12 protein-coding genes are annotated in these 16071 nt (G+C 33.4%); 10 read left to right on the top strand and 2 right to left on the bottom strand.

Features of this window, described 5'->3' with window-relative positions; genetic code table 11:
• Nucleotides 1-3: 3 nt before the first annotated feature.
• From FJOH_RS02720 to FJOH_RS02670, 10 genes are all read left to right on the top strand, one after another.
• Complete coding sequence (locus FJOH_RS02720; protein ID WP_012022605.1) at nt 4-1086, top strand: bifunctional 3-deoxy-7-phosphoheptulonate synthase/chorismate mutase type II; 1083 nt, start codon at nt 4-6, stop codon at nt 1084-1086.
• A 260-nt stretch (nt 1087-1346) separates the two neighbouring features.
• Nucleotides 1347-2324, top strand: a complete 978-nt coding sequence (gene rsgA / locus FJOH_RS02715) for a ribosome small subunit-dependent GTPase A (RefSeq protein WP_012022604.1) — start codon at nt 1347-1349, stop codon at nt 2322-2324.
• Nucleotides 2325-2417: 93 nt separating this feature from the next.
• A complete protein-coding gene (dtd, locus tag FJOH_RS02710) occupies nt 2418-2870 on the top strand; it encodes a D-aminoacyl-tRNA deacylase (protein WP_012022603.1) in 453 nt (150 codons plus the stop codon).
• A gap of 53 nt (nt 2871-2923) precedes the next feature.
• On the top strand, nt 2924-4831 hold the full coding sequence (locus FJOH_RS02705) for a DUF3857 domain-containing protein (RefSeq protein WP_012022602.1): 1908 nt from the start codon (nt 2924-2926) through the stop codon (nt 4829-4831).
• A 21-nt stretch (nt 4832-4852) separates the two neighbouring features.
• Entirely contained in the window at nt 4853-6874 is a 2022-nt protein-coding gene (locus FJOH_RS02700) for a DUF3857 domain-containing protein (protein WP_012022601.1), read from the top strand.
• Nucleotides 6875-6914: 40 nt separating this feature from the next.
• Nucleotides 6915-7241 (top strand): nucleotide pyrophosphohydrolase, encoded by a 327-nt coding sequence (locus FJOH_RS02695; protein ID WP_012022600.1) that lies wholly within the window; start codon nt 6915-6917, stop codon nt 7239-7241.
• Between the two features lie 134 nt (nt 7242-7375).
• Entirely contained in the window at nt 7376-8605 is a 1230-nt protein-coding gene (aroA, locus tag FJOH_RS02690; protein WP_012022599.1) for a 3-phosphoshikimate 1-carboxyvinyltransferase, read from the top strand.
• A gap of 409 nt (nt 8606-9014) precedes the next feature.
• Nucleotides 9015-10064, top strand: coding sequence for a tRNA preQ1(34) S-adenosylmethionine ribosyltransferase-isomerase QueA (queA, locus tag FJOH_RS02680; protein ID WP_012022598.1), 1050 nt, complete (start codon nt 9015-9017; stop codon nt 10062-10064).
• Between the two features lie 312 nt (nt 10065-10376).
• Nucleotides 10377-11654 carry a kynureninase gene (gene kynU / locus FJOH_RS02675; protein ID WP_012022597.1) on the top strand — a complete coding sequence of 426 codons (1278 nt, stop codon included), beginning with the start codon at nt 10377-10379 and terminating at the stop codon, nt 11652-11654.
• Nucleotides 11655-11971: 317 nt separating this feature from the next.
• Nucleotides 11972-12415 carry a YMGG-like glycine zipper-containing protein gene (locus tag FJOH_RS02670; RefSeq protein WP_012022596.1) on the top strand — a complete coding sequence of 148 codons (444 nt, stop codon included), beginning with the start codon at nt 11972-11974 and terminating at the stop codon, nt 12413-12415.
• 59 nt (nt 12416-12474) lie between these two features.
• Here the strand turns inward: FJOH_RS02670 and FJOH_RS02665 are convergent, their stop codons facing one another.
• On the bottom strand, nt 12475-14283 hold the full coding sequence (locus tag FJOH_RS02665) for a hypothetical protein (RefSeq protein WP_012022595.1): 1809 nt from the start codon (nt 14281-14283) through the stop codon (nt 12475-12477).
• 187 nt (nt 14284-14470) lie between these two features.
• Nucleotides 14471-16027: a hypothetical protein gene (locus FJOH_RS02655; RefSeq protein ID WP_012022594.1), complete on the bottom strand. Its 1557-nt coding sequence runs from the start codon at nt 16025-16027 to the stop codon at nt 14471-14473.
• Nucleotides 16028-16071 lie beyond the last annotated feature (44 nt).

The following is a 16071-nucleotide window of genomic DNA, read 5'->3' as shown; positions in this document are numbered from 1 at the left end:
AAAATGGAAAATAAGAAAGAAATGAGAAAGTGGTTAGAAGATTTCAATTTAAATCACCCACTTGTGATTGCTGGACCTTGTAGTGCAGAAACAGAGGATCAGGTTTTAAAAATCGCTCATGAATTAAAAGATTCAAAAGTTAGTGTATTCAGAGCTGGAATCTGGAAACCAAGAACTCGTCCAGGAGGATTTGAAGGTGTTGGAGAAATTGGATTAAAATGGTTACAAAAAGCAAAAGCTGAAACTGGTTTGTTAATGGGTACTGAAGTTGCAACTGCAGCGCACTGTAAACTAGCTTTAGAGCACGATATCGACGTATTATGGGTTGGTGCTCGTACAACTGCAAACCCTTTCGCAGTTCAGGAAATTGCTGATACTTTAAAAGGAACTGATAAAATCGTTTTGGTTAAAAACCCTGTAAACCCGGATTTAGCTTTATGGTTAGGTGGTGTTGAGCGTTTACACATGGCTGGAATCGAGAAATTAGGAGTTATTCACAGAGGTTTTTCTACTTACGAAAAAACAAAATACAGAAACATTCCAGAATGGCAGATTGCTATCGAATTACAAAATAAATTCCCTGATTTACCATTAATCATCGATCCATCTCACATTACTGGAGATCGTAAAATGATTTTCGAAGTAACTCAAGAGGCTTTAGATTTGAATTACGATGGTATGATTATCGAAACTCACATCGATCCAGACAATGCTTGGTCTGATGCTGCACAGCAAGTTACTCCAGATGCTTTGAAACAAATCATTAAAGATTTGACTATCAGAAAAACAGATGATACTACAGATGAGTACAGCCAAAAAATGACTAAACTAAGAGCTAACATCGACGTACTTGATACTAACTTATTAGAGCTTTTAGGAAAACGTATGAAAGTGGCTGACGAAATTGGTCAGGTGAAAAAAGATGCAAACGTTGCGATTCTTCAAAACAATCGTTGGAATGAAATCTTAGGAAAAATGATTTTAGAAGGTGAGAAAAAAGGGCTTACTGAAGAGTTTGTTTTAAGAATGTTTAAAGCAATTCACCAGGAAAGTATTGGTCACCAAGAGAAAATTTTCAACGCATAATTTTCTTTAAATTATATAAGTGATATAAGTTAATTTGAGTTTATTCTAAATTTTGACCTTGAGTTTTCTTATATCACGATTTTAAAAATAGATTGTTTTTTTAAAATCCCTGTTGTTTTGAAAGAAGCAGCGGGGATTTTTGTTTTTTATAATATAACCCGTGGTTTCAATCGTGGGCTATGTTTAAAATTATTCATTTATCTTTGCGAAGATTTAGGTTTTGAATTTAAAATCTGAAATCAGCAATCTAAAATTAAAGAATGACAGGAACCGTATACAAATCTACAGGAAGCTGGTACACCGTAAAATCTGAAAAAGGAGATTTTGTGGAATGCCGTATGAAAGGGAAATTCAGAATTAAAGGTATCAAAAGTACCAATCCTATTGCTGTAGGCGATATTGTCGATTATGAATTAGATGAAACTTCAGATGCTGTTACCGGTACGATTCATACGATTCATGAACGAAAAAACTATATCGTTCGTAAATCGGTAAACTTGTCTAAGCAGATTCATATTATTGCTTCAAACATCGATCAGGTTTTTTTACTGGTTACAATTGATAATCCGCCGACTACTACCAGTTTTATTGACCGTTTTCTGGTTACAGCCGAAGCTTACGGAATTGAAGCGATTCTGATTTTTAATAAAATCGATACTTTAAACGAACAAACATTAGACGATCAGCTTTACTTACAGCATATTTATACCGAAATTGGATATAAATGCCTCCGAATTTCATCAACAGAAAATAAAGGAGTTGACAAACTGAAAGAAATGATGGTTGGTAAAGTAAGTATGTTCTCTGGACATTCGGGAGTTGGAAAATCAACTTTGGTAAACGCAATGGAACCAAGTCTTCATTTAAAAACTTCAGTTATTTCAGAGCAAAGCAAACAAGGGCAGCACACAACTACTTTTGCCGAAATGTATGATTTGTCTTTTGATGCCCGAATTATTGATACTCCGGGAATTAAAGGTTTTGGAATTGTAGATATGGAGCCAACTGAAATCAGCGGTTATTTTCCGGAATTCTTCAAATTAAAAGATCAATGCAAGTTTAATAATTGTCTTCATAAAGAAGAACCTCATTGCGCCATAAAAGCAGCTTTAGAAAAAGATGAAATCGCTTGGTCGCGTTACAACAGTTATCTTAAAATATTAGAAGGCGATGAAGAACATTACCGTACCGATATTTATGGAGAAGATCGTGCAGCAAGTGATGAAACGAGAAAATAAATTTTGTCAAAAGTCAAAAGTCGAAAGTCTTAAAGTTTTTTACAAACATGCGAGGCCTTTGACTTTTGACTTTCGACTTTCAGACTTAAATAAATGAGAGTAATTATTCAAAGAGTTTCCCAAGCATCAGTAACAGTTGAGGGTCAAAAAACAGCAGATATTCAAAAAGGATTATTAGTTTTAGTCGGAATTGAAGATGCCGATACTCAGGAAGATATAGACTGGCTTACTGGTAAAATCATAAAAATGCGAATCTTTGGAGACGAAAATGATGTTATGAACTGCTCAGTTCAGGATGTCGATGGCGATATTATTGTAGTCAGCCAATTTACACTTCATGCATCTACAAAAAAAGGAAATCGTCCTTCTTATATAAAAGCAGCCAAACCAGATTTTGCAATTCCAATGTATGAGAACTTTGTAAAATCTCTGGAAAAAGAGTTTGGAAAGAAAATACAAACGGGAATTTTTGGTGCCGATATGAAAGTAAATCTTCTTAACGATGGTCCTGTAACAATTGTTATGGACAGCAAGAATAGGGAATAAAAAAATGTTAAGGATTTCTAAAAATAATATATATTTGACGAAATTACTTACTAATGAAAAGCCCTTTTTTTGCGTTATTTTTCTCTTTAATTACTTATGTTTCAAATGCTCAAAAAGGCGAATATTCTGCACTTTCTATATCTGATAGTTTAAAAGATAATGCGAATGCTGTTGTGCGTTTAGATCAAATGGATATTTCGATTTCTTCGCAGCGAAGCATGAATATTAAAACGCATCGAGTTGTAACAGTTTTTAATCAAAATGGACTTGAACACATTGAAGCTTATCAGCATTATGACAAATCTACTACATTAAAAAATATAGAAGCTGTTGTTTATGATTTGCTTGGCAATGAAATCAAAAAAATAAAACGAAAAGATTTTAAAGACGAAAGCGCGGTAAGCGGCAGTACGCTTTTTTCAGATAACCGTATACTATACTTAGATTATACGCCTATTTCCTATCCCTTTACAATTGTTTATAATAGTGAAATTGAAAGTTCAAATACAGCTTTTATACCACGATGGTATTTTTTAGGAGATTACAATGTCAGCATACAAAAAAGTATTCTCAATATATCTTTTCCAAACGACTTAGGTTTTAAAAAGAAAGAATTTCAGTTTTCTGATTTCAATATAAAAAAAACTATCGATACAGATACAAAACTAAGTTATACAGCCAGTAACATTCAGGCCAGAAAACTAGAAGATTATAGTCCTTCAGCGGGAGATCTTTTCCCAAAAGTAATGATGGGATTAGAGAAGTTTCATCTGGAAGGTGTTGATGGTACGGCAACAACCTGGGAAGCATTTGGTAAATGGTATGGAGATAAAATTTTAAGCGGAACAACGGTTTTACCCGAAGAAACCAAAGAAAGAATAAAAACGCTGGTTGGTGACGAAAAAGACCCAATAAAAAAAGCTAGAATTATTTACGACTATGTACAAAAAAAATCCAGATACGTAAATATTGCAATAGGAATTGGAGGCTGGAAACCAATGCTTGCGTCAGACGTAGATCGTTTAGGTTATGGAGACTGTAAAGCATTGACAAATTATACAAAAGCACTTTTGCAAGTTGTTGATGTTCCTTCATATAATACTATTTTATATGGTGGTCGTTATAAATCTAATATTCAGTCTGATTTTGTTTCAATGCAGGGTAATCACATGATTCTTGCAGTTCCAAATGAAAATAATTATATCTGGCTGGAATGCACGAGCCAGGACGATCCGTTTGGTTATCAGGGAACTTTTACTGATGACAGAGATGTTCTGGTAGTGAAACCTGAAGGAGGAGAAATTGTGCGAACCAAAATTTATGAGGATAAGGAAAATACCCAAAATGGTAAAGGAAATTATACTATTGATGAAAATGGAAATTTTTCCGGAACAATTTCAATAGCTTCGCAAGGATCGCAATACAGTTCAAAAGCCAATCTCGAAAATATACTTCCTACAGAAAAAGAAGCACATTATAAAAGCTACTGGAGTAATATAAACAATATTAAACTGGGAAAAATAAGTTTTGTGAATGATAAAGAAAATGTCAAATTTTTAGAAGATGTCCAGCTTACGGCTCTTAACTACGGTTTAATTTCAGGAAACAAAATGATTTTTACGGTAGATGCTTTCAATCAAAACTCCGAAAATGTAAAACGAATCCGTAACCGTAAAACTCCATTTCAAATTCAGCGCGGTTATTTTGATACAGACGAAATTGAAATCAATCTTCCTGCGGGTTTTTCTATTGAATTTCTGCCGCAAAATGTTGAATTGAAAGGCAAATTCGGAGAATACAAAACAGAAATTATTAAAAAGGATAATAACAAACTTACTTATAAACGCTCCATGTTTTTAAGCAAAGGGAAATATTCAAATAAAGAATATGATGAATACCGACTTTTTATAGAACAGATTTCAAAAAATGACAATTCAAAAATCATATTGACCAAAAACTAACCATAACCAAAATCCAAAAACATGAAAATTACCAGATTATTCATTTTTTTATTCCTGTTATTTTCAGCTTCAAAAATAGAAGCTCAGGAATTTAAATTAGGAAAAGTTTCAATTGCAGAATTGGAACAAAAAGTACACCCAAAAGACTCATCCGCAGCAGCGGCAATTTTGTATAAAAGAGGAAAATCGAGAATTGAATACAATGACAGCGACGGATTCTTTTTACTTACGGAAGTTGAAACCCGTATAAAAATATATAAAAAAGAAGGGTATGATTGGGCGAATCAAAGTGTTACTTATTACAGCGTAAAAAATGAGTCAAGGGAAACAGTTAGCATTTCAGATGTTGTGACTTATAATTTAGTAAACGGAAAGATTGAAAAAACTAAATTAAAAAGTGACGGTGAATTTAATGAAGAGGTAAATAAGTATAGGTCAAGAAAAAAAATCTCAATGCCTAATGTAAAGGAAGGTTCTGTTTTAGAATTTAAATATACAGTAAGAACGCTTAATATATCAATGATGCGAGATTGGAAATTTCAATCTAGTATTCCTGTTGACTATTCTGAATATACAACTTATATCCCTGAGTATTATACTTTTAATTCTATGCAAAAAGGATATGTTTTTCCGAAAGTGGCAACGGTTAAAAATTCTAAATCAATAACTTCACTAAACAGAGAAAGGACTTTAGGACCTGGACATGTGTCTAAAACTACATTTTCTGCAGATAAAGTCGATTACATGGAAACACAAACGAGCTATCTTGCTGAAAATATTCCAGCGCTTAAAGATGAATTGTATGTTAACAATATAGATAACTATACGGCTAGTGTAGAACACGAATTATCAATAGTTAAACCATTTAATCAGCCTTTAAAGATGTATTCTGCAGATTGGAATTCTGTAGTTAAAACGATTTACGATTATGACGATTTTGGTCCTGAATTAAATAAAACCGGTTATTTTGAAAATGATTTAAAAACCGTATTAGCGGGATTAAACACTGCCGAAGAAAAAATACCAGCTATTTTAAGTTATGTGAAATCAAAAGTAAAATGGGACGAATATTACGGTTACAGCTGTGATAAAGGAGTTCGAAAAGCATATCAGGAAGGAACAGGAAATGTAGCAGAAATTAATTTAATGCTGACTGCCATGCTACGATATGCCGGGCTTACAGCAAATCCTGTTTTATTAAGTACGCGTTCAAACGGAATTCCCTTATTTCCTAACAGAACAGCTTTTAATTATGTTGTAGCCGCTGTAGAAACTTCAACTGGAAATGTTTTGCTTGATGGAACAGATCGATTTTCAACCCCTAATATTTTACCGTTACGAACATTAAATTGGAACGGAAGATTGATACGTAAAGATGGAAGTTCAGAAGAAGTGAATTTAATGCCTCAAAAAGTTTCTGCAGATAATATTTTTATGAATTATACTATTGCTGCAGATGGAAAAGTGACAGGAAAAACCAGAAGACAGTATACAGATTATAATGCATTAGTAACCCGAGGTAATATTTCAGGTTTTAAAGAAGAAGAATATCTGGAAAAGTTAGAAAATCAATATAATAAAATAGAAATTAATGAATATTCTAAGGCTAATGAAAAAGATTTTCTACAGCCAATTATAGAAACGTATTCATTTTCAGGAAATAACTTGTGTGAATTAATAGGCGAAAAAATTTATATAAGCCCAATGCTGTTTTTTACAGAAAATAAAAACCCATTTACACAAGAGGTTAGAGAATATCCGGTAGATTTTAGCTACCCATTTGCTGATAAATACAATATTACAATTCAAATACCAGATGGTTTTACAGTAGAAACATTGCCAGCTCCTGCAGCCGTTACTATGGAAGATAATTTAGGAACATTTAAATTCAATATTGCCTCAAACGGTAATACCCTGCAGTTAGCAATTTTACATCAAATAAATCAGGCAATTGTATCAGCAGAAAAATATGATATGCTGAAAGAGTATTACAAAGCCATGATTGCGAAAGAAACTGAAAAAATTGTATTAAAAAAAATATAGCAGGATTAAGTTTGCCTTATTTTTGTTCAAAAATAGAATCATGGATTTGAAAAATGCACAACTAGACGTTGATACCTGGATAAAAGAACACGGAGTTCGTTACTTTAACGAGTTAACAAATATGGCGCAGCTTACAGAAGAAGTAGGCGAAGTTGCCAGAATTATAGCACGTCGTTACGGTGAACAATCTGAAAAAGAAAGTGATAAAAACAAAGATTTAGGCGAAGAACTAGCCGATGTTGTTTTTGTAGTTCTTTGTCTGGCAAATCAAACGGGAATCGATTTGCAGGCTGCTTTTGATAAAAAAATGGACTTAAAATCGGTTAGAGATAAAGATCGTCACAAAAACAACGATAAATTGAAATAATTGTGAAATATCACTCATAAGTTTTGAATTATGAGTTTTGAATTTTGAATTATGAATGGGGAGTGGTAAATTGCGGAGCTGAATTAGGTTTCTAATCATTCATAATTCAAAATTCACAACTTACAATAAAAAAAATGAATTTAAAATTAACGACGAACTCACCATTCACCATTGATGATTCGCAGCTAAATATTACAGGTTCTAAAAGTGAAACCAACCGTTTATTACTTTTAAAAGCTTTGTTTCCAAATATTACTTTAGCCAACACTTCAAACTCAGATGACAGCGAAGTAATGCAGAAAGCACTTACTGGGAATGATGAAATTGTAGACATTCACCACGCCGGAACTGCAATGCGTTTCTTAACCGCTTACTTTGCTGTAAACGAAGGCAGAGAAGTAGTAATGACAGGATCAAGCAGAATGCAGGAGCGTCCAATCAAAATTTTGGTTGATACTTTAAGACAATTGGGAGTTGAAATCTCATACGAAAAAGAAGAAGGTTATCCGCCAATCAGAATCAAAGGAAAAAAAGTAACAGCTTCAAAAGTAACATTGGCGGCAAATGTGAGCAGTCAGTATATTTCGGCACTTTTATTAGTGGCTTCAAAATTAGAAAATGGTTTAGAGCTGACTTTAGAAGGTGAAATTACTTCAATTCCGTACATCAAAATGACTTTGGCTCTGCTAAAAGATTTAGATATAAAAACAAGTTTTGAAGGAAATGTAATTAAAGTTTTTCCAAAGGAATCTGTTGAATCAAAAGAAATGGTTGTAGAATCTGATTGGAGTTCGGCTTCTTATTTCTTTAGTTTAACGGCTTTAGCCGATGCTGCAAAAATCACATTGAGCAGTTATAAAGAAAACAGTCTTCAGGGAGATTCAGAGTTAATTTCTCTGTATGAAAAAATGGGTGTAAAAACCACTTTTCAAGGCAATAAAATGACATTGGAAAAAGTGGCCGGATTTAATTATCAGGATGTAAATTTTGAATTAAACAATACTCCGGATATTGCACAGACAATTGTTGTGACTTGTTTAGGTTTAGGAATAGGATGCCACTTAACAGGTCTTCATACTTTAAAAATTAAAGAAACAGACAGACTGGAAGCTTTAAAAACGGAGCTTACGAAATTAGGAGCAAATATTTCTGTAACGAATGACAGCTTAACCTTAGTAAAATCAGATACTATAAATCACGATGTAAAAATTGGGACGTATAACGATCACCGTATGGCAATGGCATTTGCTCCATTAGCAATTAAAGTGCCTATTATTATTGAAGATGCGGGAGTAGTTTCAAAATCATATCCAGATTTCTGGAACGATTTGAAAGCTTTAAATTTCCAAATCTCAGAATTGTAGTTTTTGAACGATATAAGTGATATAAGTTCATTTTAAAATAAAAGCTCAATAAAGCATAGCCTCTGGTTTTTACCGGAGGTTTTTTTATGTCGAATTTAAATATAATCGCAAAGTTTGTCATTTCGACGAAGGAGAAATCTCCACAAGAAACTCTGCAAAGATTGGATTTTGATGGCGGAGCTACTTGCGAAGATTTCTCCTTCGTCGAAATGACAATAATAGGATGGATAGGTTTATCTAAGAAAAAAAACAATTTTAACTCATCCCGAAACCTCACAAAATCAAGGACTTTTGAAAATAAAAGCCAAAACACTTGACAACGCCTATCTCACAATCGTATATTTGCAACCGATTTAAAATTTTAGGTAAATAAATCTAAAATCTACATTCTAAAATCAACAATCCAAATATGAAATTATCACACTTCAATTTCAATTTACCGAAAGAACTTTTAGCTGAATTTCCGGCAGAAAATAGAGATGAATCTCGTTTAATGGTAATTGACCGTCAAAAAAACACTATCGAACATAAAATGTTTAAAGACGTTATCAACTATTTTGATGACGGAGACGTTTTAATTCTTAACAATACAAAAGTTTTCCCTGCGCGTTTGTACGGAAACAAAGAAAAAACAGGAGCGAGAATTGAAGTTTTCTTATTAAGAGAATTAAATTCTGAGCAGCGTTTATGGGATGTTTTAGTAGATCCTGCTAGAAAAATCCGTATTGGTAATAAACTTTATTTTGGTGACGACGATTCATTAGTTGCTGAGGTAATTGATAATACGACTTCTCGTGGAAGAACTTTACGTTTCCTATACGATGGATCTTATGAAGAATTCAGAAACAAATTAACAGAACTTGGAGAAACTCCAATTCCTAAATACATCAACAGAGATGTAACTCCGGAAGATGCTGAAAGATATCAGACTATCTATGCAAAAGAAGAAGGAGCTGTAGCTGCGCCAACTGCGGGTTTACACTTTTCGAAACACCTTTTGAAAAAATTAGAAATCAAAGGAGTGAACTTTGCTGAGGTAACTTTACACGTAGGTTTAGGAACTTTTAACCCAGTTGAGGTTGAAGATTTGTCTAAACACAAAATGGATTCTGAGGAATTAATCATTACTCAGGAAGCTTGTGATATTGTAAACGAAGGAAAAGCAAAGAAAAAACGTATTTGTGCAGTAGGAACAACTTCTATGCGTGCAATTGAAAGTTCTGTTTCTTCTGCTAATACATTAAATCCTTACGAAGGTTGGACAAATAAATTTATTTTCCCTCCTCACGATTTCAGTATTGCAAACTGTATGATTACAAATTTCCACACACCAAAATCAACATTATTAATGATGATTTCTGCTTTCTGTGGTCACGATTTAATGAAAAAAGCATACGAAGAAGCGATCAAAGAAGGATACAAATTCTATTCTTACGGAGACGCGATGTTAATTCTTTAATTAGAGTTTTATATTATAAAAAAGACCCGACAAGTTTTAGAACCTGTCGGGTTTTTTGTTTTTAATAGTTTTGTTTCAAGTTTCAGGTTTCAAGTTTCACCGCAAAGTCCGCAAGGATTTTTTATTTAGTTTGTGTTTTTTTAAATATAAAAGAACGTAAAGCTTTGCGAACTTAGCGTTTGTAAACGTTAACCATTATAAAAATCCTTGCGGACTTTGCGGTTAAAAAACACAAAGCATTTCAACTTGAAACCTTAAACCTGAAACAAAACAAACAAAATTTGTTATTTTAGCAGACAAAACAAAAACACAATGACTTTTCAAAATACACGCGAATTTGCGAAACAACTTGATGCACAAGATGCATTGAATCATTATCAAGAACAATTTATATTTCCAAAGGTTAACGATAAACGAGTAATTTACTTTACAGGAAATTCATTAGGATTACAGCCAAAACGTACCAAAGCTTATATAGATGAAGTAATGAATGACTGGGCAGAACTGGCTGTTGAAGGTCATTTTTATGCCGAAAAACCTTGGTGGGATTATCAGGAAAGATTTTCTGAACCGTTGAGTAAAATTGTAGGTGCACTTCCGTCAGAAGTTACGGTTATGAATACTTTGACTGTGAACCTTCATTTATTGATGGTTTCCTTTTATCAGCCAAAAGGAAAACGCTATAAAATTATCTGTGAAGAAAAAGCATTCCCATCAGATCAATATATGTTTCAAAGTCAGGTTCATTTTCATGGATACAAACCAGAAGATGCAATCGTAGAAATCAAACGCCGCGAAGGCGAACATAATATTCGTCTGGAAGACGTTTTAGCCAAAATTGAAGAAGTTGGCGACGAATTGGCTTTGGTTTTAATTGGCGGCGTAAACTATTATACAGGACAGGTTTTTGATATTAAAACGATAACCGCAGCCGGACAAAAAGCCGGAGCAAAAGTAGGATGGGATTTAGCACACGCAGCTGGAAATATCAAATTAGAACTTCATGACTGGAATGTAGATTTTGCAGCATGGTGCAGTTATAAATATATGAATTCAGGACCAGGAAATGCTTCGGGAGTTTTCGTTCACGAAAGACATCATAACGATCCTGATTTACCACGTTTTGCTGGTTGGTGGGGACATAATAAAGAACGTCGTTTTAAAATGGAACCTAACTTTGATCCTGTTCATGGAGCAGGCGGGTGGCAGATTAGCAATCTGCCAGTTCTGTCATTAGCGCCTTATTTAGCATCTGTAGAAATGTTTGCTGAAGTTGGAATGGATGCTTTAATTGCAAAGCGTGATCATATTACTTCTTACTTAGAATTTATTCTACATGAAATTGATAAAGAAGTAGAAAGCACTTTCGAAATCATTACGCCTTCAAACCCAGAAGAAAGAGCATCGCAATTATCTGTTTTCCTGCATGGCGAAGGAAGAAGTTTATTTGATTATTTGATGAAAAACGGAGTCATTACAGACTGGCGCGAACCAAACGTAATTCGTCTGGCGCCAGTTCCTTTGTATTGTTCTTATGAAGATATGTACGATTTTGGGCAGATCTTGAAAAAAGGAATTTTAGGGAAATAAGCGTTTATCTAAAAGAATAATAGTAAACGTACGGTTTGTCATTTCGAGGAACGAGAAATCTTCGCAAGAAACTTCGAGGCGAGTGTTTAATCTTTGTAGAGCTGCTCGCGAAGATTTCTCGTTCCTCGAAATGACAAAAATGAGAATAAACTTGTGTCTTCGCATCTTTGCGAGAGTAAATCATTCAGATAAATCAAAAGCATTTTACGAGATAAACATAAAATCTTCAAATTTTATAAACTTTCTGAAAAATTCTGTAATAATTAATATAGCAGATATTCCGTATTTTGTAGTGTATAATTCTAAAAACTACAATCATGAAAGGCTTATATATATTATTCGCGGTAATACTTATTACTTCTTGTCAAAATCAAAGCAAAGAAGATTTAAATAAAGCCAAACAAGCCAGTATTGATTCAATGAAAGTTGAGATTAACAAACAGCGTGTTATCGATTCGATGAAGACTGAAATGGCGAAGATAAAAGAGGAACAAAGAGTCGAATCTCAAAAAGAAAAAGTTGTTGTTGTGCATCAGCAGGCTGCAAACGGAAATACTGCCACAACAACTACAACTACCAAAAAGAAAGGCTGGAGTGCCACTGCTAAAGGTGCTGTAATTGGTGCTGGTGTTGGTGCCGCAACCGGGGCAATCGTTAGCAAGAAAAAAGGTGAAGGTGCCATAATTGGCGGATTAGCCGGAGCAGCTTTAGGAACCGGAACAGGTGCTGTTATTGACAGCAAGAACAAGAAAAAAGAATAGAATCAAAATTTTATAGAAAATAAAACGGCCGATTTAGATTTCTAAATCGGCCGTTTGGCTTATACCAATTCCAGTGTTGGAATTTGAATGGCATTTAATTCTGTTTTATAAAAATCAAATTGGTTTTTAATTTTCGTTTCATCTGCTTTAAAATAAAAAGTAGATGAGAAAAGGTTTTGATAAAATTCAATTCCTTCTAAAATATTCGTTTTAAAAGAATTCCATTTTTTAATCTGCATAGCAGTTACTTCTCCTGAAATGGTTTCAATTTCGTTTCTGAAATAATCAACATACATTTTTAATTCCTTCACAAATAGATTTGGACGATCTGTTCTCACAACCGATTTTCCCTGGTAAATGTGCTGTATCATTTCTTTTAAAGAAACTTCCTGATCAAAATATGCCAAATTTGGTCCCGGGCAAATCACAACACCCTGAGCCTGTCCTTTTATTTTAATATCATTTTCCAGATAAGAAGCATTGGCAAGACCAACACACAAACAAGATTTTTCAGTAATTTTAATTTTGCTTTTTTCGAATTCTTCGACAGATAAAGTATCTTTTTTAGCTTCTAATTCTTCCAGTTTAATATCCTGATATTTTTTGGATGCTGTACAAATTCCATGCGGATCATATTCTTTGCTTAAAGCTAAAAATTTCTTTGGGCATGAACTTCCTGCTTTATTTTCATGAATCCTTTTTTGTTTCAGGAACTCATTTGTTGTGCCTCGCAAAGTATTAAACGGAACTCCCAAAGGCGAAATATTACTTAAGTAAAAATCATCTTCTTTTGCTTTCATTAATAAATTTCGGGTTTCCTGATCTACAGAAGTAGCTTCTGGAACTAATAAAAATGGTGATCCCCAGCCAACAGAGTCTACTTGATATTCATCTAATAAAAATTCATGTTCTTCTGCTGTTCCCACACCGCCCTGAACGGTAATTTTTAATTCTAAAGGGTTTTCTGGAAAATATTGATTTTTTGCCTGTAAAGCTTTAATCATTAAGTCGTGGGCAGATTGTTTCAATTGATCTTTTTTCTGCTTGAATTCTTCTAAAATAGTACCCAATAAGAGTCCATCAGTAGCAAAGGCGTGACCGCCGCAGTTTAATCCTGATTCTATTCGGTATTCTGAAACCCAAAGTCCTTTTTTAGCCAGGAAATTTCCCTGAATCATAGCCGATCTAAAATCGCTTACTTTTAAGATAATTTTCTTTTTCAGTTCATTATTTTCATTTGGAAAAAAATCTTTGAAGTTTTCGAAGTAACCAAAAAGCCTCGGATTCATTCCGGCAGAAAGTACAACAGAAGATGCAAGATTACTATTCGCAAAACCTCTTAAAGCAGCATGAGCATCATTAAACTCAATTGGCAGCTGTTCGTTTTTTACGAAATTATCTTTATCCAACTTCGTCATAATGTTAACATCTATTTCGCCTGGAAAAAGATGTGTTTCAATATAATTCTGAATATTTTCTTTAAAAGCAATTCCGTCATCTAATAAATTCTGGAAACCTTTTTTAATGTCAGAAGTATTTGGCAGCATTGACATGAAATTCTCTAATGCCGTTTTACTTTCTGCTAATTCAGTTTTGAAATTTTCGAATTTTTCTTTTACGATTTTGTCGACTAAATTTAAGTAAGAAGTAATTCTTTCGGCGCGGTAATCGTGAAGTTTCTGTGTGATTTCTTCATACGGTATATTGAATTTTGTGCTGTAAAAATTACGCATCTTCTCAATTAAATCATCATCAGCGAGAGCAATAACAGACGAAATGCCATATTGTGCCACACGAATAGGGCTGTCTATTGTATATGCAAGACCCATTACAGGAATGTGAAAAGTGTGTAAAGGTGTTTTTGCCATTTGTTTTCAGATTAAAATAAAGGCAAATATTGAAAAAAGGATTTTTTTAAAAGCTGATAATTATCAGGTTTGGAGATTTGTTTTGAAGATTGTTTGCCACGAATTACGCGAATTTCCACTAATTTTTATTCAAAGGATTTTAAAAATTAATTCGTGAAAATTCGTGTAATTCGCGGCGATAAAAAACCTATATCAAAATCTTCTTCAAAGACTCAGCGATACTTCGCCATAAAAAGTTGTAGAATGATTTTTCCTGAATTCTCTCGATTTCGACATCTGCGGTTTTGGGTTTGTCTTTTGAATCATTTTTGACCAATAAATTAGCGATTGCTGATTTGAGTTTAGCTTCTTTTTCAGGATTTTTCTTTTTGTATAATTTGACTTTTAAATCGTCATAATCCAATGAAGCATTTCCTTTTGAAACATTGTCATTTCCGTAGAAATTAAAACGGTATTTATGAAAAACGCCTGTAAATGAGGCGTTCATGTAAGGTTTGCTGAATTGCCCCATCGCTCTGACATCAAAATTCGAAATTACGCCCTGAATGTGAAATCCGTCGCTTTTGTCCAGAACATTAAAACTCCAGTCGACATCAAGCGGAGAAGTTTTCATGAAAATGGTTTTTACTTTGATTTTTACATCATTGGTTTTTTTCAAACCAAAACCGCTTCGAAGATTGGTTGCCTGTAAATTGAATTTGTCAAAAGTTAAAACTCCAGGGCCTTTTGAGAAATCAATTTCTTCTTCATAAACCAATTTAGATTTTAGAACCTGAAGAGTGTCAATTTGAAGCGGGAATTTAATATTTCGCAGCAAATGGTTATAAAGATATTTTTTGCTCAAATCGTCTTTTGGTACTTTACTTCGGTAAATGTTTGCATCAAAGTGATTGATTACAAGAGAATTTGCTTTAAAGAAAAAACGATCGTTTTTAAAACCCCAATCCATTTTTGCAATTTGAGCCGAATCGAATTTCAGGGTATAAATGTCTTTTTCCTTTTCTAAACGCTTAACAAAATCTCGACGGGTAAATTGCGGAAGATTAGAGAAATTATTAATTTTTAGAAAGTTCTTTTCGGTGCTGATTTTACCAATATTGATATGATAAAAAGCACTTGGTCTGTAAAACAAGCTGTCAATTACCAATGCATAACTTTTGTATTGCAGTGGAATTTTTTCTTTTAAAGTAGCATCGGTCAGCAGAATTCCTTCTAATTTTAGAATGATTTTTTTGATGCTGAAAATGGGTTTTTGGGTATCTAAAGAAACAACATCAACCGTTCCGTCGTTTAAATAAATATTAGAAACAGCAACAATTTTGCGAAATGGTTCGAAGATTTCATTTTTAATGCTTTTGCTGTTGTTAATTAATTTCTCGCCTTTTTTGTATAAAATTACTCGCGGTTTGTTGATGATAATACTTTCGGCCTGGATAATATCGCGAAAAGCCAAATCCCAAATATTAAAATGTTTGATCGTTATGGATTCAATTTTAGAAAAGAGTCCATTTTTACTGTCTTTCGGCTGATTCTTCGGACTTACTAATAATGTCTGTGCGTAGATGTTTCGAGAGAAAAGTGAAACTTCAATTTTTTCGTAATTGATGTTATAAGCTGTTTTGTTTTTCTCATGAACAATAATTGGAAGTTGTTTTTTTATCCAGTAATTCAGCCCGAAATTGGCAAAAATTACAAGGAGAAAAAGAGAAATTATTCCAATTGCTATTTTTTTATATATTGACATTTATAGTATTAATTTTAAATACATAAATTTAGCTTTTTAAAAAG

The sequence above is a fragment of the Flavobacterium johnsoniae UW101 genome (assembly GCF_000016645.1).
Lineage (GTDB): Bacteria > Bacteroidota > Bacteroidia > Flavobacteriales > Flavobacteriaceae > Flavobacterium > Flavobacterium johnsoniae.
The sequence above is the reverse complement of the archived record's forward strand: the minus strand, read 5'-3'. Positions and strand labels throughout refer to the sequence as shown.